Below are 20977 nucleotides of genomic sequence, written 5' to 3'. Positions count from 1 at the left end.
TTACATTATATAATGATGATGTAGAGGAGGGGATTGCAAGGCGGAGTTAAGCTTCGATATAGATGATACATTGGAAAGAGAAGCTAGGCGGCTTTTCGACCAGCTGGGAATGGATTTTGAAACAGGGATTAGCTTGTTTTTGGAGAAGAGTGTTCAGGAAGGGAATGTTTCTTTTCTGGATGTAAATTTGTTGGCAAGGGAGGCTGCTTTGAGCGGGCAGGGTAAAGTGTTCAAAAATCCTAAGATCTTGCTGGATTATTTAGTAGAATAGATAGCTTTATTTACTGATAGTAGGATGAATGCAGAAGTCTTTTGTCGTTTGCTTAAACAGCGGCAAGATTACCTTATGAGGCAGATAAACAATAAACCCCTCGGAGTTCAGCAGGTTGCTGGGTTTCCGAGGGGTTGGAGTTTTATAGTTGATCTTTCTTGTGCATGATGTAAGCTGCTAGGACAGATATAAGCATGCAGGAGATGAGAATGTAACTTTGATATTGGCCGTAGCCTTCTGCAGAGAGGACGAAGAAGAGGACGGCGGTGAAGATGATTGGCGTGACGGATAGTTTTTTGTTATTGAGGATTTGTGGGACGGTAATCGCGCCATATAGAGCTGGGGTAATGTGGTCGAAGCCGGGTTTCAACACGGGGTGGTTGAGGATTGGAACGAGCCAAGTTCCGATAAGGAACATTCCCAGGATGAGTATGATAATGGTCACGATGGAGGAGACGCCAACGGAGATGACGGCGATAACGTCGCCTTTCTCAGTGCCGGGTTCCACGCCTGCGATTTTCTGGCCGGAGATGGTAACGGGCATCTTCATGTTGGTGATGTTTCCTGTAATCGAGGATAAGTACATGCCGCCTGCTCCTAGGACGTTGTAGAAGGATAAGTTCTCAACGACGGCGGTTGGCAGGAAGATTGCAATAAGGCCAGAGGCAGCACCGAGTGCTTCACTTAAGTTGAGGCCGATACCGTAGTAGTAGGCGGTGCCGAGGGGAACTGAGAACATGGCGATAAGGGCAATAATACTGGTAATGCGTCCCAGGCGATTAATTTCGCGGCTGTATTGGGCTGACGCTTCGTTATGTGTGTGGTTAGTCATGAGAACCTCCTAAACAATTTGCGCGTAGACGATAACGGACGCCATCCCCACGATTAAAGCGATGGGCAGGGAGAAGTCGTTAATCAACGGCTTGTTGAAACGTTTGGCTAAATAATTACACAAAATAGTGGTCAATCCAGCTGTAACAAAGGCTACAATACTTTCCAAGTTGCGGGTGTTTGCCACATAAGGCATGGAAAGGGTAATCAGCATGGCGGTAAATAGGGCCGCTGAGAAGACAGGCACAAAAGTACTGCCGGATTGCTTGGCTTTTTGTGAGAATTTGTCGAGTTGGTTCATGAAGAGAATATTGAAGACAATGCCCCAAATGATTCCAATGGTCATTACAAACATAACGACAACGAAAACATTCGGTGTCATGCCAGGATCAGAAATGTCTGCCAAGCCTTGACTTTGGGCGGCAACGTTGGCTGCAGTTCCTTCATAAACGGCCGATCCTACGATTGATAGGCGGAGCCAAGGGAAGTATTTCCCAAGTGGCACGGACAGGGCCAGCATCATAACGATAATTGGCAAGGATGGGACAATCGATAGCATGACTGAGTTGGTGATCGCTTTTTTGAGAGTGGTTTCGCTCATGCCTAACTCACGGCCGCGCTTGAGCCCTTTGCGGATGAATAGGATGGCTTGAACGGCCACAACCAGAATCACCACGGCACAGAGAATAAAGATGATGGGACTATTGGCGACGTCTAAATAATGCATTTCTTCGTTCATAGGGACCTCCTAGACTAAGTAAGCCTTCGCTGACTCAGTGAATATATCAATAAATTCCAAATACTCAGAGACAGAAACATACTCATCCAGCGCGTGGGCTAAGTTGAAGACACCTGGCCCGAAAATAGCTAAATCATGCGGCTTTTCAACACGGCCAAAGTTCGATGCATCCGTTGCACCGGCTAAGACGGTTGCCGGGATGTCTCTGCCCGTTGCTTGGCGGATGGCTTGAACCAAGGCGGAATCATGTCCGCCGGCTGCTGGCGGGTTGTTCTGTAAGACGTTGAGCTCCAGTTGCCCTGTGGTTTCGCTACTCAACTCAGCCATAACGTCTTCGATAATGGCGATAATTTCGTCATTGCTGAATTCAGGTACAGTCCGCGCATTGGCTGATAAGGTGACTTGGCCAGCAACAGAGTTAATCTGGTCGCCTCCTTGGATAACAGTGTTCACATTAAAGCTGGCCCCCATGTCTGGATTAACCTTATGCGGTAGGGCTTCGGCGAAACGACGATTCGATTCTTGAATATAGTCAACAATTAGTTGCAAGGCGTCAATCCCGTTCTCAGGTGTGGACGAATGGGCTGCTTTACCCTTGGCAATGACTTGGTACTGCAAGGATCCGCGGTGGGCGTATATAACTTGATCCGGTCCCGAAGGCTCCGCAATCAAAATAGCGTCCGCATCATCCACATAGCCTAACTCCGTCATTTGCTTGGAACCGTACATACCAATTTCTTCACCCACAGTAAGCACCAGGCGAAGGGTTCCTTTAAACGCAACAGCGTCTTCTTTTAGGCGAATCATCGCCCATACAAGCGCCATCACACCAGCTTTCATATCCGTTGTACCGCGACCATACATGCGATCATCTTCAATATGCGCGTCAAACGGCGGATAGGTCCAATCTACTGGATCCCCAGCCGCAACAACATCCATGTGACCAGAGAAGACAAGTATCTTGCCATCTTCGGTACCTTTGAGTTCAGCTACAAGATTCGAACGACCCGGTTGGTATTCAACCAGTTCGCTATTAATCCCGTATTCGGCTAATAGACCTTGAATATATTGAGCAACATCATGCTCCCTGTCATTCACAGACGGAATGCGGATGATGTCTTGCAACGTTGTGACTGCTTTGTTCTGATTCATAATCAATCTGTCCTCATTTCCATACAAATTTTAATAAGTATATCATAAAAATATGGTGAGGAAAAATGTGTTTTTACTAATATTGAAGAAATGTGTCGATTTAATCATTACTGGAGCTCGTTGGATGGGACTTGGTTGATGTGCCGGAGTTTTATCAGTAGTTTGTTGAAGGATGAATCTTTGTGGTATGGGGGTGGTGGATTGTTTATGGGAAGTGCTATGGGATTTTATTAATACAGGATTGGCTTCTAGTATTAATAAAGCTAGTCAATGGTGAAAAAGAGGAATAATAAGCATTCAGTCGAAGCGTTTGGGCTGGCAATCGCCAATTTGGACGGGTTCAGTAATGGAGGATTCAACTGCTATACCATTCAAGGATAAATTCTGCCCACTCAGGCAGGAAAACGCTAAAATCTTCCGTTTCCGTTAAACTATAAGTGAAGAGAAATTTAAAGGAGTGATTTGAATGAAAAAGATATTTGGTGCATTGGAACGCTTGTTTGGGGTTTTCAGCAGTCTCGGTGCATTGAGAGGTTCTTATTATATCTTGATTGTCAATTTAAGTTAGAAATTTCTACACTATATGATGAGTGATTGAACTTGGTGACACACTTAGATTTGTTAGCTTTGTAGCGTTCATAATAGTTGATGATAGTCCTACCATCGTCTAAATAATGATAGACATTATAGATGGTTTGAGCAGATCTTCTTAACTTTTTAGCGACTATGTATGCTTTTTCGATAATTTCGTAATAGTTTTCTATCCAAGTCAATTCTTTCGTGGTAAGATGTGTGTAGGCCATTTTGTGTCTACTCCTTTATTTTTGATTGCTCTCATAAATAGCGTAGTACAAATGGTCTTATTTGTTTTTCTAGCTTAATTTTACAATTCAGGCTTTTAGTAAATTTAGAGAGGAAAGAAACAAGGCCACTAAGTGATTTTTTAGAAAAAGATGTAAGTAAACTTTACACAATAACCCAACCTTATATGCTCAAATTTTTCAATAAAGGCATAGATAACAGTTTTAGAGGGCGACTCAAAGTGATTAAAGATTTTTCTTATACTATCTCGCGTTTGACACTTCTAAAGGCCAAAGGGTATCTAAAACCTCTTTAAATCAACATTTCGGAGGAATTTATGCCAACGAAAAAAGCGTACTATTCGTACTTTAATACAAAAAATATTTAATTTTTTTTGAAGCATGAAGTATAATATAAGTGTCAAAGCAATCTAATTCATAGAGCGGTTTTATACAAGGAAAATGCGATAATAACAATGTTTTTGTCATATTTGTAGCTGATGAAAAAATAGTACGAAAAATATGCACGAAATATTTGATAATATAAGTGCTATATACCAACGTTTAGAGAGATTTTTTAAGCTGACAAGTGTCAAAGTCCTGGGCGACTCAAAGTGATTAAAGATTTTTCTTATACTATTTCTACAAAACAGATGAGAGTACCCAATTATGGAATAATAGATATTGGAAATGGTAAATATAGGCATTTAACAGAAAGAGAATGTTTAAGACTCATGGGTTTTGATGACAGTGATATTAACAAACTAGAAGAAGCATATCCAAGAAAAAATTGTACTTCAAGCAAGCTATATAAGCAGGCCAGCAATTCTATTGGGCTTGATGTTTTAATGATTATTATTAAAGTGTTCATGTAGATTAGTGTAAATAATATTCTGAAAATGATAAAATAACTACAAATAGATTTTATATATACTAGTAGAATCTGTATGCTATTTTAAAGGATGGGAATAAAATGAAGAGAATATTTTTTAGAATCTTTTCAATAGTTATTATTTTCGTAGTTTTAGTTTTTATTCTTAGAATATATAATGACCATAAGTATAAAGATATCAATACTTTTAAATTTCCTGAATATTATAAGGATGTTACTAATATAAGTTTATATCCTACAGATATTGATGGAGTTGATGTAAATTATGTAGATGAGGGTAGGATGCAAGGCTTTAGATTTGTGCCTAAGGAAAAATCACATAAGGGTCTTGTAATTTGTTTTGGAGGTTCTGAGGGAGGTCCAAATTTTGAAACTGCCAATAGATTGGCTGAAGAGGGATATGAAACCTTTGCACTATTTATGTTTGGTATGAAAAACCAAGAACAAACTCTGACAAAAATCCCTTTAGAACAATTTGAAGACGTTATCAATTATATAAATGAAAATATCAAAGACAATAAACCGATAAGTGTTTTTGGAGCGTCAAAAGGTGCAGAATATGCCCTTAATTTGGCTAGCAAATATCCTGAAATAGATAATCTGATTTTAATGGCACCTTCATCTTATAATTTTGCTGGTTTAGATTTTAATGACTATGGTTCATCATGGTCATATAAAGGCAAGGAACTTCCATATATAGATATTAAAAAATCATCATTTAACTCATTTTTAAAAAATATTATTGCTCCGTCTATTATTGAAAGTCCGATTAGCTATAAAGAAACTTATAACAGTGCAATAAAAGAAGACTCATCAAGCCAAGAAAAATTAATACCAGTCAAAGATATTAAGGCAAATATATTGATGATTGTAGGCGAGGATGATTTGATGTGGGATAGCCTTGCTATGGCAAATAAAATAAAAGAACAAAACTCTAAGGCAAAGATTTATTCATATAAAGGGGCAGGGCATATATTTGCTGGCAATGGTGTTTTAAATTCAGGAAAAATTAGAATTGCAACAGGTGGAACAGCTGAAAGCAATGATAAAGCAGAAAGTGAATCAAGAAAAACTATTGATGCTTTCTTAAAAGAAAATCATAAATAGAAAATTACTAGGGTATTTAAGGACGGTAGAAAATTAAAATCTATCGTCTTTTTTTGTTGATCTAAAAAGGAGGTAGGAAATGCAAGTAAATGATTTTAAGAATATACAAGAAGCTATAAAGTATGAGGTTTTACAAGATGAAAAAGAATATTTAAAGCCTGAGTTTCATTGTTTAAAATCAAAAAACAGCCTTAAAACGTTGAAATAACGGTTTTTAAGGCTGTTTTTTAGGTGGAAAATATGTCCACTTAGGGATTATAGTTCTTATTCAAGTCTAGTTGAGTAATTTTCTTAAATTCAGAACGTGTCATAATGGTTAAAAGTTCTGGCATCTTCATTGCCTTCTGTATTGTTAAATAAGTTTGGCTGATGTTGCTTGGAACCAATTGGATGTCTGGGTAATGACCTAAGGCAGTCACAATCGCTTCGTCCATAGACTGACTGAGTGCATCACATGATATCGATAACCCAGTACTTTTCTTGACACGATACTGTAAATATCGCATAAGACAAAGACTTAAGAAGCAGAGAACGAGCATCCGTCCAAACAAAGACGGGTCGCGAGCGTAAATCCGTCTTCAAGACACGAAAACTCTCCTCAATTTGCCATAAACCACCATAGGTCCCGATGACTTCCGCTGTCGTAAGGTCTAGTTGATTCGTGATGATGGCATAATAATCATCATACATGGCTTGCTCTTGAATTTTTGCCTTATCTAATTCGATGCCTTCAGTATCTACATCAAAGTGAATGTACTGATTACGGCCACGTTTCACTGATGACTTCAATTTGCTTGGTTGATCAACAGCTTCTTGTGCCTTCTCAACACTTTTCTCTCGATCTTTTCGGTCTTTTGCCGCTCGCTTCGCCTCCCACGTCACATGAATATGTACGGGAATTTGTATCGTCTTGTACTTGCGAGGCCTTCCGGGGCGTTTAGGTAAAGCCTTCCTCTCTTCTTCTGTTAACTCAACTTTCACATCGAGGAGATGCTCAATGATTTTTGAACGGTAGTAAACCTCTCCTTGACCCTTTGCTTTCACAGTCTGCCAGTCACCTTCATTTAGGGCAACTTCTTTGATATACGCAGGGGCCTTCTTCAAGCTATAACTGATGACAAAGTCATGACCTTTCTCAACTAACATGGCGAGGTTATCCTTACTGTTGAGACCACGGTCGGCTACGATGACGATTTTGTTCATATTGTAGCGTTGTTTTAGTTCGGACACAGCGTCTTTCAGTGTTCGTTGATCCATTGTATTTCCTGGAAATAATTGGTAGCTGATAGGAATCCCTTGGTTATCCATAAGAAGTCCCATCACGACTTGAACTTCATTGTTCTTGTGGTCCTTTGAATAACTAAACATGCGAAGTTCTCCAGCTTGGACACTTTCGAAGGAGAATGTAGTGACATCATAGTACGCAACAGGACCTGAACGTTCCGTCTTCTGCTCAAATTGCTTACAAAGATGATTCATCAGATCATCCGATAGTTCATCTAAGACGTCCAATACTTGATAATAGAGATCTTTATGATGGCAACGGACACCGGCATAGAAAGGCAAATCACGGTGAGTGGCCCGAATACTTTGGGGGACTAGCATCCGATGTAGAACGAGTGAGAAGATAGCTTCTTGTACTTTCCTAGGATAGCGTTTAGCTAAATGCTTCGCGAAGAATGTATCTATCGCTAAGTCTTTCCACATCTGTAATATGACAGAATGGCCAATGTGATAGCTGGTATGTGACTGAGATATATCATTCAATAGTTCTTTCTTTATTTCTACTTGGACAGGTTGCTTAGCATTTTTCTTTTCTTGCGTGCGTTTCTTTGCTTCTGCTCTAAGCTTTTCCATGATGTCGGGATCTTCCGCAAGCATCTTTTCGTAATTCCCAACTGTTTCAATAACTTTTGTTTTCTTCTTCTTGGTATTGGGAATGCGGTATTGTTCAACGAATTGAATCACTCGCTATTTTCCAGATCCACTTACCGTTACATACATCGATTTCACCTCACTTAGTCGTTAAGACTAGTATACCATGATTATAATAAGTGAACATAAGTGGAGAAAAATATATAAAAGAAAACGGCGATAAAGCGTATGATATCACCGTTTTAAGATAGAAAATTAATTATAAACAACGAAAGTCAGGACATCTTTATGTCATATCCATTTTCATAAAGCATTTTTCCACACTCTAACACAAGTGTGCCTTTCGGGAAGATTTGTCAAGGACATAAACAAAATTTCTTTGACAAATTTATATCTTATCTGTTTCTCTCTTGATTAGCTTTAGTATTTTATCCTTGTATGTTTCGCCTGTACCTTGCTGGTTTACAGTATATTTTGTCTTTCCAATATCCATTATTAACTGTTTAAGTGGTGGTGTTTTTATTTCTCTTTTTTCTTCCATGTGTCTCCCTTTCTGTTTTTTGGCAAGAAAAAACAGTAAACCATTTTTTGATTTACTGTTACTGTGAATTGCATATTATATTTTCTTAAATTAAATTGTGTATCTCAATCATCTGTAAATTCAAATAAATCTTCTACGCTAACATTAAATACTTTTGCAATATCCATGGCTAATTTTAATGATGGATTATATTTCCCATTTTCAAGATGTACAATAGTTTCTCTTCTGGCATTTACCATTTCAGCAAGTTCAGATTGCTTATATTTTGCCTTTTCTCGATATTCTTTTACTTTCGTTATAAATGCCATAATTATACCCCTTTAGAATCCATAATTAAAAATATCATCGTACGAAGTATTGTAATTGCAATTACGCTTCCGATAATAAGCCATCCCATAACTGCTGTTGAAATTGCGTTTACATGGCCTAAAATTCCTCCTAAATATGCTATAATCACCATCAAAAGACAAAAAACTTTCAAGCATATCGCATCACATCTGAGTAGATTTTTTTCTGCAAATTCATCAAAGTATTCTTTCTTATATTTTCTTACTCTAAAACAATGTACTATCAGTATCAAAAATAAAAGAAAACCCCAATAGCTTGAAAATTGTCGATATTCAGGCTGATAGTCGCTTCTACTCCACAACCAATAATACCCTGCAATTAAAATTGCAATAATAATTTTTGTTGCAACAACTTCTCGTATAGATACTTTGTTTTTCATTTCATATTCTCCTTACATATAATTTAAAGTGATATATTTCTAACTCGATGTTATAAATATATCACATAATAATTTTAATTTCGATAGAAAAGTTATAAATATTTCACTTTTCGTTTTTATAGTTCTAACTCATTCCACTTTACCTGTGATGGTCGCTATTCTTGTTCCTGTAACTGCTCTATACAGGTTTTAACTTTTTCTGCTTGTCCTACTTCCTCTCGTATCTCCAATATTTGATTATATAGACTATTTTTCTCTTTCTTCATACTAGCAAATTCTGATTTCCATTTAGATATATTTAAGGTCTTGCTATCTCCTAAATGCTCTTTTAGATATTTTCTTGTACTCTCAAATAAAAAAATCTCTGCTGTATGTTCGTTATAAAAATTTTCTTGCTTGCTTTTCTTCAACTTGACATAGGTTTTGTATGTGTCTTTATGTTTCAAATATTTTTCTGCTTGGTCGATAAGCTCTACTTTGTCATTGGTTTTCTTTTCGGTATTTTTGATAGCTCTTGTACTCTTTGTATATGTCAAATGAAAAAGGGACCACCTTGCCGTTGAAAAAGGGACCACCCTTTGGATCAATGTAACGGCTTAGACTAGTTTTTGAAAAGTTAGTTAAGAAGAAAGTGTCTCAGCGTTTCATACCTCCTTTTGGCTGGCTTGCGCCTCCTTCCAGGCACTGGTCTGCTTCATCCGATAACTCTCCCCTCGCATGTCCACAACATGCGCCTTAAAGGCTAAACGATCCACCAGGGCTCCCGTTAAGGTCGGGTCTTTAAAGCATTCCTGCCAGCGATCAAAGGTAAGGTTCGTCGTAATCATTGTAGAGCCCTTTCCCATCCGATTAGAAAGAAGATTAAACAGAAGCTCAGCCCCGGCTTCATCAAAGGATAAATAACCTAATTCATCGACAATCAAGAGATCGACCTTATTTAATCGCTGTTTGAAGCGATAAAATTGACTTTGCGTGACGGCCTCTCTTAATTCAATAACAAGATTTGGGGCATTTACGAACTGTACATGATAATTCTGCAGACAGGCCTCCATGCCAAGACCAATGCTAAAATGCGTCTTCCCTGTTCCAGGGTTGCCAATAAGAATGACGTTCTGTTTCTCTTGAATAAAATTCAGGGTCTTTAATTCGCGTAGTTGTTGGCGAACACCTTCCTTAAACACTTTCTCGTCAAAGTCCATCAGGTACTTCTTTTGGCTAAACTTGGCCTGTCGAATCCTTCTTTGATAGCTTCGATTTCGACGTTGTTCCACCTCCTCTGTCAATATCTCTGTGAGGGCTTCTTCCAAATCCAGTCCGCGACTCGTATATTCCAGGAGCAGGTGTTGGTAATTTTCCTTCAGATAGGGAAGTTTTAGTTCATTAGCGGCTTCTGCGATTGTTAACATAAGCTTTCCTCCAAACCATAGAGAGCATTTAATTGATGGAGCGTTGCTTCTGTCTGATGAAGAATCGCCTCCTGATTTTTAGGAACACCCTCATTTTCCGTTGTGACACGTTGCACCAACTGATCATAGGCCAATTGCTGGCACAAAGCCTCTCCACTGAGGCTTTGGTATTTCTCAAGTTGTTCTATGAATTCTTTAGGGTGTCCGCTATAATATTTATGATAGAGTGTTTCCAAGCCGGGGGTTTGTTGAAGAACCAGCGAGTGTTCCAGAGCACCAGGTTTCTTCTTGAGGGTTTTGATATAGTGACTGATATCAAGCTGAAACCCATGGGAACCCTCTATTTTATTATGCCTGGCCACTTCTTGTTCATTGGCATAAACCACGAGATAATCGGCATAAGCCTTGATCTGAACTCGCTGCCTTACTAAGTAGTCAGGGACAGAATACTGATTCTTCTGATAATGAATCGTGGCATACTTTGTGACGCTGAGCTGACAAAGTTCTGCCAGTTCAAAGGGAGGACGGTATTTAAGAAGGTGGCCTTTTTCTTCTTGCAAACGACTATCTTGATTCAAAGTCCGTAAGGACTCTTCCAAGTGCTGGCGAGCTTCATCTAAAGATTGAAATTGATATTTTTTGGTGAAACAGTTTTGTCTGACATGCTTTACACGACTCTCCACTGTTCCCTTCTCATTCCCACTGAAGCAGTTGGTGACATTAATATTAAACCCATAATAAGTGGCTAATTGGATGAGTTGGGGGTTTAGCTCCTTTTCATTACGCCCAATAAAACGAGTGACCACATTTCTCATATTGTCATAGACAAGCTCCGCATACACCCCACCCAGGTTTTCAAAAAATCGCACATGCGCATCCTGAAAGACAGCTTTTTTCTGGTTGGTATAGAGGTAAGCCCAGTAATAATCTGAAGCAGGGCTAGCCCACACAGCGAGATAATAGATTTTAACCACGCCCTCAATTTCTAATTTGACCTCTCCAAAATCGAACTCCACCCGTGCACCCAATGCATAATTTTGCTTGATAAAAGCCTCTTTAGCTTTCTCTTTCATTTTTGACCAGTAATGAGCGACTGTCCGGTATTTAATCGCATACCCTTCCTCTGCTAGGATTTCATAAACAGCCTTAGCCGTTAGTGCTTGTTTATGAGGTCCTAGCCTTCGATCCTTTTCTCTTTCTTTTTCCAGTAATTCGCTCATTCTAGCTTCCACCTCTGGTGTAAAGGTTCTTTTTTTCCGATTGGAAGTATCATATTTTCTTTCTAAGACTAATTGCTCGGTTGCTGCTTCGATTTCTTTCTCATTTTGAGCGTCATCCAAAGCATCTGTACCTGCTTGGTATCGATCCCTTATTCTTCGAACCGTTTTTCTATCAATGTCCATGTCTCTGCTAATTTTCCTAATGGATTCCCCATTTCTAAAACGGTGAATCACTTCGAATTCTTTATTGATACGAATCACTCCTTGGCACCTCCATCTATAATACGTTTATTATAGATGGGAAGGTATGGCAAGTGGTCCCTTTTTGAATAGCAATTTACCCCGAAGGTGGTCCCTTTTTAGATTACAACAAACACTCTTGTAGTTCTTATCTCTTAATGCTGATATACATTCTTTCAATTCGGGTATTGATGTAATATTTTTCTCTTTAAGAAATTGATAGCTTTCAATATATTTTTCTAAGTTTATATTACTATTATCTGCATTTTCTTTTATGAGATGGGAGAGTATATCTGTTAAATCATTTTGTCTTGGCAGGGTGGTGGATTGTAAAGATATATCGAACTGTTTGTCTTTCGGAGTATCATTATTTTTATCTTTCGTCAAACTTCTTATCCATCTCATTAAGGCTTTTATTCTTCTTGCTATTTCTCTTAATATCTTGTTTTGATGTTTGATTTTTCTGTTGATATTTTCTCTGTCGGTAACAATACTTTTTTCTCCATTTGACTTGCTGATACGCCTAAATGAATGGTCGGTATCTGTTCTATGCCTTGTCTTTCATAGGAGCGATGATCCATTTTTTCCTGTATACTGTTTTCTTCAAGATGTTTGTTTGTAATATCTGCCCACGACTTCCGCCACTGCTCTGCTTTATCTTGCTCGTTTCAATCTACTGTATCTATTTTTCTTGTTTTGTAATTACCATTTTTAAGTTTTACTTTCTCGCCATTTTTATCAAGGATATATTCCTTTTTTGATTTTGCTTTCATGATCGCTGGCAGGAATGCTTTAAAGATCCGACCTTAACGGGAGCCCTGATGGATCGTTTAGCCTTTAAGGTGCATGTTGTGGACATGCGAGGGGAGAGTTATCGGATGAAGCAGGCCAGTGCCTGGAAGGAGGCGCAAGCCAGCCAATAGGAGGTATGAAACGCTGAGACACTTTCCTCTTAACTAACTTTTCAAAAACTAGTCTAAGCCGTTACATTGACCCAAAGGGTGGTCCCTTTTTCACTTGACATATACACTCGGACCCACTTACCGTTACATACATCGATTTCACCTCACTTAGTCGTTAAGACTATTAAACCATGATTTTAATAATGAGTGAATATAAGTGGACAAAATATATGAAAGAAACCGGCGATAAAGCGTATGATATCAACGTTTTAAGATAGGAAAAAATTTTTAAACAACGAAAGTCAGGAAATAGTAGCAAAATAAAAAGAGCAAAATTGATAATAGTTCCGAGTTGTTTAAAATACTATTTGACACGTAGTATGTTTGGCGATATAATTTAGATAATCAAATACAGAGGTGTTATCAATGGAAAATAATTTACAGAAACACATTCCTTTAACCGAAACAATGTTTCTTGTTTTATTTACAATGCTAGAAGAAAATTATGGTTATAAAGTTTCACAAGATGTTGAAGAAATAACCAACGGAAGAATTATTCTAGGCCCTGGAACATTATATGGAGCTATAAATAACCTTAATAAGAAAGGATGGATTAAATTAGTTAATAAAGATAATAGTGGTAAAAAGGTTTATATAGCCACAGATATTGGGAGAGAGTTAGTTTCATTAGAAATTAAGAGAATGAGAAATTTGGTTTTAAAAGGAGAAAAGAAAGTTAAAAAGGAGGAAGACTATGAATAAAATAAAATTTTTTCTAAATCCCATAGAAGATAGGGAAGAATACTTAAATCATATAGCCAGTGAGGGGTATCGACTTGTAAGAAGTGGATCCATCGTGCATGAATTTGAAAAAACTAATTCGAATTATAGATACGCTGTTGAGTATATTGGATATATGAATAACAAAGAAAGAAAAAAATACACAGAATTTTTAAATAGTATGAATTTAAAAGTTTTTACTGCTCCGCTTAATATTGGGAAACTTAGTTTTGGGAATATAAAATTAAGACCTTACAACTCCCTCAAAAGTATGATAGCGACTTCTCCAGGAATGATCAACAAAGAAATCTTGATAATTGAAACAGATGGAAGTAAGGAAATACCTATTTTTTCTGATAAAGAAAGTAAAAATTTAGATATAAATAGAAGAAAAGCTCCATATTACTATTTTTTATTTTTTCTCTGTCCTTTTAATAATATTAGCTTTATTTAATGTAATTGATTATAAATCAATAATTTTAGGTGTAATACTAATTATATTAGCTAGCTACGGCTTATATAATTTGCATTCAATTCAAGACAAATAAATGAGAAGTAAATAATCAAATCTCCCTTAGATTTTCTAAGGGCGCAATTATACCCCCTAAAGGGTGCTTGCGTGCCTTTAGAGCCAAACTCTTGCAGGGAGCAACAACCATTCGCTTTTTAAAAGTCAAGGGTAAATAAAGGCTCTTTGTCAAATAGGGTTGATGAGTAAATTTAAGGTCAAGCGACTAAATTTGTTGCTTGATCTTTTTCTTTGTTCTTAGGTTCATAAAGTCGGCACATGAGTAATATTCTGTCTCTAAAATGACTGAAGTTTCTGTAACCATAACCATTGCGTTTGAGTAGTTTAATCTTATTATTAATCCCTTCGATAGGACCATTACTAAGGCCTGCATGTGTGAGTGTGTTGTGGATATATTCCCCATACTTTCTGAACGTCCTTAATACACGCCTTAAGCCTTTTGAAAGTGTCATGGACCGGCTTTGTGCCAAAATCTCTTGATATCGTTGCCAGTTCCTATCCCTTAAGGCATCGCCCAATTGATGCACCATTTGATAGGTATCCTTCAAGACGTCGTCGTGCTGAATGAGATAGTCCACAATGCTACGAGTATTGGTTAACCAATCAAACAGTGGGAAGCGATGGTATTCAGTAGACATTAAGTCGCTTTTTGGTTTGAGTATTAATTTCCAATAACGCTTAAGTTTATTATAGAGTCTTGAATCTTTATAACGAACCTCGTTCATGTAACGAATTCGTGTCCGATCTAATTCGCGATTTAAGGCTTGAATTAAATGGAACGGATCAAGAATAATCTTTGCATTTGGAAACCATCGCTTTGCCAGGTGCATGTATGGTTCGTACATATCTATCGTAATGGTTTGAACTTGGTAACGTGCTTGGCGACTAAACCTTGAGAAATAAGCACTGAGTGAGTGTGTTTTTCTGTCTTCGACCACATCTACGATTTTATGTGACAGTGTATCACAACAGATGAAGCTCATCGCTGCTTTAACCGACTTAACGCTTTTAAATTCATCAAAGGATAGATGCTTAGGCAACTGTTCAGTGGACCGTATTCGAATAGCTCGAGCGGTTTCATGAATCACCCGTCGGACTGTATTTGGTGATACAAAAGTATCTTTGGCGATATCTGTTTCACAAGTGACTCTTGTGGCGCGGTCCATAATCTGTTGTTTGACTTGATTCGTAATATAGCAGTCAGGATTAACGATGGATGTCTTCGCTGTAAATGACCGCCCACAGGCTTTGCATAAAAAGCGTTGCTTAGCTAGGATTAAGTAAGCAGGTAAGCCTGATTTGGCTGTTAATGTCAGACGAGAGGAGCGTTTTCCATTACTGACAATGACATAATCATTATTGGCAATGCCACAATGAGGACAAGCCTCCGGTTTATATGCCAATGTTCCTCGATAAAAGAGCGATGTTCGCCCTTTGAATTCTATCTCTTCACAATAATCCATATCGATTTCAATGTTTTTGTCTTTTAATTGGAAGGTTTTTTCGATAAAATGATTCATACGTAGATGTTCTCCTTTATTATTGGGTCAACTTTAATATTAAAGAACATCTGCGTTTTTTGCACTTAAAAACGGTCGAGAAATTTCCATCAACCGTATTTATTTTAGAACCTAAATAAACTCGCTAACGCTCGCCCTTGGCTTTTAAAATTTGAAATGAAAGTAACAATTAAGCCGACATACTGAAACAACAAAATTAATTCAGTAGTCTGCTTTTTTTAATTCTATCATTTCAAAACGCTCATTCACAAAGTGGATATAAAAAAAACTATTAAGCCTCCACCTAAAACAACAAAAAATGAAAGGAAGTGATAAAAATGGCAGACAGTTTCATTTTTCAGTAAACATAATATCAAGAGAAAAAGGCAAAAGTGCAGCATATATAAGTGGAGAAAAAATAAAAAATGAATGGGACGGAGTAACCCATGACTACACCAAAAAACAAGGAGTAATTAGCAAAGAAATATATTTACCAGATCACGCACCAGAAGAATATAAAGACCGAAAAACCTTGTGGAACTCGGTAGAACTATTTGAAAAAATTCTAATGCCCAACTTGCAAGAAACTTTATCATATCTTTACCAAAAGAGTTAAGCATAGAAGAATATGTTCAAACCAACTTTGCAAAAGAGGGAATGATAGTAGACCTAGCAATTCATGATGAAAGTAGAGAGGAAAATCAAAACATTCATGCTCATATAATGACCATAGTAAGACCAATAAATGAAGATGGAAGATGGGGGCAAAAAAGTAAAAAAGAATATATCCTAGATGAAAAAGGAGAAAAAGTATTAAACAAAAATGGAAAACCTAAGACAAGAAAAGTTGTTTGTTGTAATCTAAAAAGGGACCACCTTCGGGGTAAATTACTATTCAAAGAGGAAGAAAAAAAGAGCCTTAACAGCTTATAACAAGTCCATGATATTGTGCTAGTAAATTTTACACAATATTATGGACTTTATCATATTGAGAGTAGGGTGGGATAGTTGGAAATTAATCTTCCTAGGAGGATGCACACACTTGTCGTGAGTTTTGCTAGCGCCAGAACTTCTTATAGCCCGCCTTATCGTCAATATTATATTGGATGATTGCTTCTAACAAGGTGTAATCAACCGGTTCATCCCATTTAATGCGGAAGATTCCTTTCGCCCGGCTATAACCGGCCTGGTCAATAGCACCTGCAAAAGTCTCGAGAGCCTTCACTTCAGGAGAAATAGATAAATGTCCTTTAGCAGTCGAGAGGCCGATAATGTAAGTATCTTCATGGGAGAACATGGGCTGATTCCATTTGATGACCGGCTCCAAATTTGGGAAGCTACTGTGAATCCAGGTGAGCACCTCGTGTACCCGTTTCTGTTGCTCAGCTGTTGGCAGTTGGTCGATAAAGTCTTGATGCGTTTCCATAGCTAAGGCCTCCTCTAGGTCAAAAAAGCGCATTGAACGAGTCAATGCGCGTGAATGATACTTCTTAGTCTGCTGCGTCAATGATTGCTTGAAGGTAAACAGGCGCTTTCTCAAGGGTTGCACCGGTAATAACGTCCGCTACACTTCCGTCTTCACCTAAGCCGTTTAATTCCTCGACAGCTGCTTTGAGTTCGTCCACTGTTTTGCCAGCTGCAAAGTCAGCGATTGCTTGGATGCTGGCGGCGTAATTTGTGGTTGATTCAGCATATTCAGCTATCTTTGCAGAGTAAGCTTCGTCGTTAACGAGTTTAGAGGCAAGAACATTGCCTTCGGCATAGCCTTCACCAAAGCCAGCGTCAGAGTTTGGTACGCCTTCCCAATCTTCGCCTTGTAAAAATTGGAATTCATCAATTGCAACACCTAGGACGGTATCGTCTTCAGTGGCAACGGTAACGAGCATGAAACTATTCTCATCGCTACCTTGCGTAAGTTCTTGTTCTAATTCAACGTTTGCACCTGCATTTAAGCTGAATGTGAAGCCGTCTTTAGCCGTGTCAACGATAGCTTGTAAGTAGCCAGCAGCGTCCACTAAAGTTGCACCAGTGACAACGTCAGAAATGTTGCCGTCTTCACCTAGGGCATTGACTTCTTCAATTAAAGCTTCGACTTCTTCGATGGTCTTGCCTTTGACAGCATCTTCAATCGCTTCAAGGTTATCATCGTATGAAACGGTTGAATCAGCGTGCTCGGTCATCATCGCAGAGTACTCATCAGAGTTCTCACGTTTGCTGAATAGTCTTTGGCCTTCGGCAAAACCGTTACCTACACCAGCATCAGCGTTCGGCACGGCTTCAAAGCCTTCCGCATCTGAGAATTGGTATTCGTCCAAGACAACATCAGTGATAGTGTCTCCATCTAAAGCAACCACAACGCTAGCAAAGGCTTTGTCACCGTGAGGTGCTTGGTAGCCTAATTTAAGGCTTGTGCCAGCTTCTTGAGCTTGAACCACGGTCATCGCTTCGGCTGCAGGTCCAGCTGAAGGGGTTGGGACTGCTAAAGCTAAAGCGCTAGCAGATAAGAGCACCATAGACATTAAACGAGTTTTTTTCATAGAATTGCTCCTTTACTCATGATAGCCCTATTGTAACATTGTTTAGAAAGGATATGAAATGATAAGCATTATATAGAAAATAAAAATACCAAGTTTTTTGGGAAAGTCTGATGCTGGTAGGAGCGATATAGAATAATTAGATGAGATTTTTCACAATATAATTATGGTTAACTTAAAAAATTAAGGTAAATCTGCTTTTTGATATGGATGGAAGATGATGGGGTGATGCTTGTGTTACATATATGAGTTTTTTCCTGTTTGAGGCTTGGGGACAATGTGGATGAAAGTAAATACTTTCCTTCGAAGTTGAGTTCATATGAAGGTATCTCCGATGTTTTTTTGCCTTGGAGAATTAAAGTTAACTCATTTCCCTCTTGACATTCTCTATTCATCCATGTAATATACAAGATAACAGATGAAACGCAATGACGTGGAAAGTAAGTGGAACGAACTTTGTAGAGAGCTTGCGCTTGGTGAAAGCAAGTAAGGGATGTTCAACCGAAAATGGCCACTGAGCGGTCACTCCGATTGATCAGTCAAGAGGGGTGAACGGAAGCGCCCGTTACGTACGCCACAGTATCGATCTTTTCTTGAGCGGTCCGTACTGATTGAGGTTTTATCAGCAATGGTAGAGCGAATAAAGGTGGTAACACGAAGTAGAACTCTCGTCCTTTTTATAGGGGCGGGAGTTTTTGTCTGTTGACGTTCGTTGCTTGTATCACATAGAAGAAAGCGGAATGTATCATGAATAAATTTGTTAAAGCTTTGGTTTCAAGTGTTGTATTGGGCGGCTTGGTCTTCTCTTCAGGTTTTCAGGCGGTTGTGGCCCAAGATAAGCCCTTTGCAGGGGAGCAGGTGAAAGTGGGTGTTGTGGGAGATTCCGCGGAGGAAACGTGGCAACATGTGGCGGAAGTGGCTTTGGAGCAGGAAGGCATTGAGATTGAAACGGTGCTCTTTACAGATTATAATACGCCGAATACGGCTTTGGCGGATGGTTCACTGGATTTGAATTCCTTCCAGCATATTGTCTTCTTGGAGAATTGGAATGAGGAGAATGGCGAGGACTTGCAGTCGATTGGCTTCACGTCTGTGAATAAGTTGTCACTCTTCTCGGATAAGCACGATTCGATTGATGATTTGCCAGATGGGGCACAAATTATTATTCCGGACGATCCAACCAATGGGGGCCGGGCACTTCTCGCTTTGGAGATTGCGGGCTTGATTGAAATTGATGATGAGGCCGGTATTTTGCCAGAGGTGAGGGATATTACGGATAATCCGAAGAATTTGGAAATTACACCGGTAGATGCGTCACAAACAGCGATTTCCTTGCCTGATGTGGATGGGGCTTTTATTAATGTTGGGTTCGCGAATGATGCGGGCTTGAACCAGGACGACGCGATTTTCTCTGATACGGATGCGCCGGAATTGTTTAACGATGCCTACAAGAATATTATCGCGGTGCGTGGGGAAGATGTGGATAAGGAACTTTATTTGAAGATTGTGGAATTATATCAAACGCCTGAGGTGGCGGAAATTCTCATTGAGCAAAGTAATGGAGGTAGTGTGCCGGCGTGGGATGGTTACGAACCGGCTGAGTCCTAGTAGGAAAGGTGAAGAAGTATGGCAGCGTTAATACCTGAGATTGCCGCACAAGCGGCGCAATTGAGTCAATGGCGGAGGCATTTGCATCAGCATCCGGAGCCGAGTCTGCAAGAATATGAAACGGCAGCATTTATTCGCCAGTTGCTGACGGAGTGGGGCATTTCCTTTGAAACCATCGGTGAGACAGGCACCTTAGGACGAATTGTCGGGCAGAAAGCGGATGAGAAAGGCCGTGAGCGCACCGTCTTATTGCGGGCGGATATTGATGCCTTGGAAATTCGCGAAGCAACGGAACATGCATACCGTTCCCAAAAAGATGGGATTATGCATGCCTGCGGGCATGATGCTCATACGACAGCCTTGCTAGGGGCAGCCCGCTATTTACAAGGTCACCGAGACGACTTTGCTGGCACGGTTCTCATCGCCTTCCAACAGGCGGAGGAGATAGGGGCAGGTGCTGGGCAATTTGTTGAAGCCGGTGTCTTAGCCGGGGTGGACAGCGCCTTTGGCATCCACGTTGAGCCGGCCTTGCCCCTGGGGACTGTGGTTGCTGTACCTGGAGCAACCATGGCCTCTTGTGACATCTTCACCATAGACGTCCACGGCCGTAGCTCCCACGTCGCCCGGCCCCACGAAGGGATTGACGCCTTAGCCGCTGGCGCAGAAATCGTCAGCTCCTTGCAAAATATTGTCGCCCGTCGCCTGGATCCCTTGGAACCAGCGGTGATTGGGATCGGTAAATTCGAAGCCGGGACGCGTTACAATATTGTAGCTAATACAGCGCGGATTGAAGGCACTTTGCGTACTTTGAACCACGAAAGGCGCGCGCAATTTCTAGCCTTGATTGAAGAGACGGCTGAGAATGTGGCCAAGCAATTTGGGGCAACGGTGAATTTCAGTAATTATGCCGCTGCAGCGCCAAATATTAATGACGTTGAAGCGACAGAACGCATTCAGCGGATTGCTGGTGAAGTGGTTGGGCCTGAGAAGGTTGTGACCTATCAGGAACCGTCGATGGGCTCAGATGACTTTGCGGACATTCTAAAAGTAGTACCGGGTGTATATATCCGCGTCGGGGTCAGCTCGTCGCCGGAGACGTCTTATGGCTTGCACCATGAAAAGTTTGATTTGGATGAGGCGGCCTTGCCGATTATGGCGAGTCTGCATGTGCGCTATGCTTTGGATTATTTGGCGGAAGGGGCGTAGGTTTGATATAAATTAAGTATCGAAGAGCACACTTTGCGATGGAGTGTGCTCTTTTTGGTTGCGTGGAAGCCTTTACGCATGTGACGGAAGAAAACCCACTAAATAATGACTGATGACT

The 20977-nt window shown here is 39.7% G+C and carries 18 protein-coding genes, 7 pseudogenes and 1 other annotated feature; of the genes and pseudogenes, 11 read left to right on the top strand and 14 right to left on the bottom strand.

All coding sequences use genetic code 11. The annotated features are described in order from the left end of the window. Nucleotides 1-70: 70 nt before the first annotated feature. Nucleotides 71-271 carry a hypothetical protein gene (locus CL176_RS07105; RefSeq protein ID WP_118990671.1) on the top strand — a complete coding sequence of 67 codons (201 nt, stop codon included), beginning with the start codon at nt 71-73 and terminating at the stop codon, nt 269-271. Nucleotides 272-413: 142 nt separating this feature from the next. Here the strand turns inward: CL176_RS07105 and CL176_RS07100 are convergent, their stop codons facing one another. From CL176_RS07100 to CL176_RS07090, 3 genes are read right to left on the bottom strand one after another with little or no spacing between them, the layout of a single operon-like run. Then, complete coding sequence (locus CL176_RS07100; protein WP_118990670.1) at nt 414-1103, bottom strand: hypothetical protein; 690 nt, start codon at nt 1101-1103, stop codon at nt 414-416. Between the two features lie 9 nt (nt 1104-1112). Next, complete coding sequence (locus tag CL176_RS07095; RefSeq protein ID WP_205528102.1) at nt 1113-1841, bottom strand: DUF5058 family protein; 729 nt, start codon at nt 1839-1841, stop codon at nt 1113-1115. Nucleotides 1842-1850: 9 nt separating this feature from the next. After that, nucleotides 1851-2993, bottom strand: a complete 1143-nt coding sequence (locus tag CL176_RS07090; protein WP_118990669.1) for an ArgE/DapE family deacylase — start codon at nt 2991-2993, stop codon at nt 1851-1853. 907 nt (nt 2994-3900) lie between these two features. On the opposite strand from CL176_RS07090, the pseudogene CL176_RS07080 reads away from it, so the two are divergent. From CL176_RS07080 to CL176_RS12870, 4 genes and pseudogenes are all read left to right on the top strand, one after another. Further along, nucleotides 3901-4065: pseudogene (locus CL176_RS07080) on the top strand (DNA (cytosine-5-)-methyltransferase); the annotation flags it as partial. 330 nt (nt 4066-4395) lie between these two features. Then, a pseudogene (locus CL176_RS07075) lies at nt 4396-4668 on the top strand (DNA cytosine methyltransferase); the annotation flags it as partial. 98 nt (nt 4669-4766) lie between these two features. Then, complete coding sequence (locus tag CL176_RS07070) at nt 4767-5792, top strand: alpha/beta fold hydrolase (protein ID WP_118990667.1); 1026 nt, start codon at nt 4767-4769, stop codon at nt 5790-5792. Between the two features lie 79 nt (nt 5793-5871). Further along, on the top strand, nt 5872-6000 hold the full coding sequence (locus tag CL176_RS12870; protein WP_276100869.1) for a hypothetical protein: 129 nt from the start codon (nt 5872-5874) through the stop codon (nt 5998-6000). A gap of 40 nt (nt 6001-6040) precedes the next feature. Here CL176_RS12870 and CL176_RS07065 read toward each other — a convergent pair. The 8 genes and pseudogenes from CL176_RS07065 to CL176_RS07025 form a co-directional block, all read right to left on the bottom strand. After that, nucleotides 6041-7760: pseudogene (locus CL176_RS07065) on the bottom strand (IS1634 family transposase). Nucleotides 7761-8055: 295 nt separating this feature from the next. Next, nucleotides 8056-8208: a hypothetical protein gene (locus CL176_RS07055; protein ID WP_118990666.1), complete on the bottom strand. Its 153-nt coding sequence runs from the start codon at nt 8206-8208 to the stop codon at nt 8056-8058. A gap of 104 nt (nt 8209-8312) precedes the next feature. Continuing rightward, nucleotides 8313-8516, bottom strand: coding sequence for a helix-turn-helix transcriptional regulator (locus CL176_RS07050; protein WP_008750788.1), 204 nt, complete (start codon nt 8514-8516; stop codon nt 8313-8315). Nucleotides 8517-8518: 2 nt separating this feature from the next. Continuing rightward, a complete protein-coding gene (locus CL176_RS07045) occupies nt 8519-8935 on the bottom strand; it encodes a hypothetical protein (RefSeq protein ID WP_118990665.1) in 417 nt (138 codons plus the stop codon). Nucleotides 8936-9090: 155 nt separating this feature from the next. Beyond that, nucleotides 9091-9459 (bottom strand): annotated as a pseudogene (locus CL176_RS07040) (MobQ family relaxase); the annotation flags it as partial. A gap of 120 nt (nt 9460-9579) precedes the next feature. Further along, on the bottom strand, nt 9580-10341 hold the full coding sequence (istB, locus tag CL176_RS07035; protein WP_118989628.1) for an IS21-like element helper ATPase IstB: 762 nt from the start codon (nt 10339-10341) through the stop codon (nt 9580-9582). Then, a complete protein-coding gene (istA, locus tag CL176_RS07030) occupies nt 10335-11822 on the bottom strand; it encodes an IS21 family transposase (protein WP_118990663.1) in 1488 nt (495 codons plus the stop codon). Before istA ends, istB begins: the two co-directional genes overlap by 7 nt. A gap of 114 nt (nt 11823-11936) precedes the next feature. Beyond that, nucleotides 11937-12568, bottom strand: a pseudogene (locus CL176_RS07025) (MobA/MobL family protein); the annotation flags it as partial. An 18-nt stretch (nt 12569-12586) separates the two neighbouring features. On the opposite strand from CL176_RS07025, the pseudogene CL176_RS12710 reads away from it, so the two are divergent. From CL176_RS12710 to CL176_RS07015, 3 genes and pseudogenes are all read left to right on the top strand, one after another. Beyond that, a pseudogene (locus tag CL176_RS12710) lies at nt 12587-12724 on the top strand (ATP-binding protein); the annotation flags it as partial. A 405-nt stretch (nt 12725-13129) separates the two neighbouring features. Continuing rightward, nucleotides 13130-13465: a PadR family transcriptional regulator gene (locus tag CL176_RS07020; RefSeq protein ID WP_118990662.1), complete on the top strand. Its 336-nt coding sequence runs from the start codon at nt 13130-13132 to the stop codon at nt 13463-13465. After that, the gene (locus CL176_RS07015; protein ID WP_118990661.1) at nt 13458-13937 is read left to right on the top strand and encodes a DUF2812 domain-containing protein; all 480 of its coding nucleotides are present in this window, start codon (nt 13458-13460) and stop codon (nt 13935-13937) included. The genes CL176_RS07020 and CL176_RS07015 overlap by 8 nt, the downstream gene beginning before the upstream one ends. A 272-nt stretch (nt 13938-14209) precedes the next feature. On the opposite strand, the gene CL176_RS07010 is transcribed toward CL176_RS07015, so the two are convergent. Next, nucleotides 14210-15532, bottom strand: coding sequence for an ISL3 family transposase (locus CL176_RS07010; RefSeq protein WP_118989665.1), 1323 nt, complete (start codon nt 15530-15532; stop codon nt 14210-14212). 317 nt (nt 15533-15849) lie between these two features. On the opposite strand from CL176_RS07010, the pseudogene CL176_RS12705 reads away from it, so the two are divergent. Continuing rightward, nucleotides 15850-16360, top strand: a pseudogene (locus tag CL176_RS12705) (MobA/MobL family protein); the annotation flags it as partial. 208 nt (nt 16361-16568) lie between these two features. Here CL176_RS12705 and CL176_RS07000 read toward each other — a convergent pair. Both CL176_RS07000 and CL176_RS06995 read right to left on the bottom strand, forming a co-directional pair. Continuing rightward, the gene (locus CL176_RS07000) at nt 16569-16937 is read right to left on the bottom strand and encodes an iron chaperone (protein ID WP_118990660.1); all 369 of its coding nucleotides are present in this window, start codon (nt 16935-16937) and stop codon (nt 16569-16571) included. A gap of 64 nt (nt 16938-17001) precedes the next feature. Then, complete coding sequence (locus tag CL176_RS06995) at nt 17002-18048, bottom strand: peptidoglycan-binding protein (RefSeq protein WP_118990659.1); 1047 nt, start codon at nt 18046-18048, stop codon at nt 17002-17004. A 416-nt stretch (nt 18049-18464) separates the two neighbouring features. Then, nucleotides 18465-18724: a binding site (T-box leader), on the top strand. A gap of 68 nt (nt 18725-18792) precedes the next feature. On the opposite strand from CL176_RS06995, the gene CL176_RS06990 reads away from it, so the two are divergent. Further along, nucleotides 18793-19653 carry a MetQ/NlpA family ABC transporter substrate-binding protein gene (locus CL176_RS06990; protein ID WP_118990658.1) on the top strand — a complete coding sequence of 287 codons (861 nt, stop codon included), beginning with the start codon at nt 18793-18795 and terminating at the stop codon, nt 19651-19653. Nucleotides 19654-19671: 18 nt separating this feature from the next. Continuing rightward, a complete protein-coding gene (locus CL176_RS06985) occupies nt 19672-20859 on the top strand; it encodes a M20 metallopeptidase family protein (RefSeq protein ID WP_118990657.1) in 1188 nt (395 codons plus the stop codon). The last annotated feature ends 118 nt before the right edge of the window (nt 20860-20977 follow it).

This window comes from Suicoccus acidiformans, from assembly GCF_003546865.1.
GTDB classification, from domain to species: Bacteria; Bacillota; Bacilli; order Lactobacillales; family Aerococcaceae; genus Suicoccus; species Suicoccus acidiformans.
Note: the sequence above shows the minus strand (reverse complement) of the source record. Positions and strands in the feature narration are given on the sequence as shown.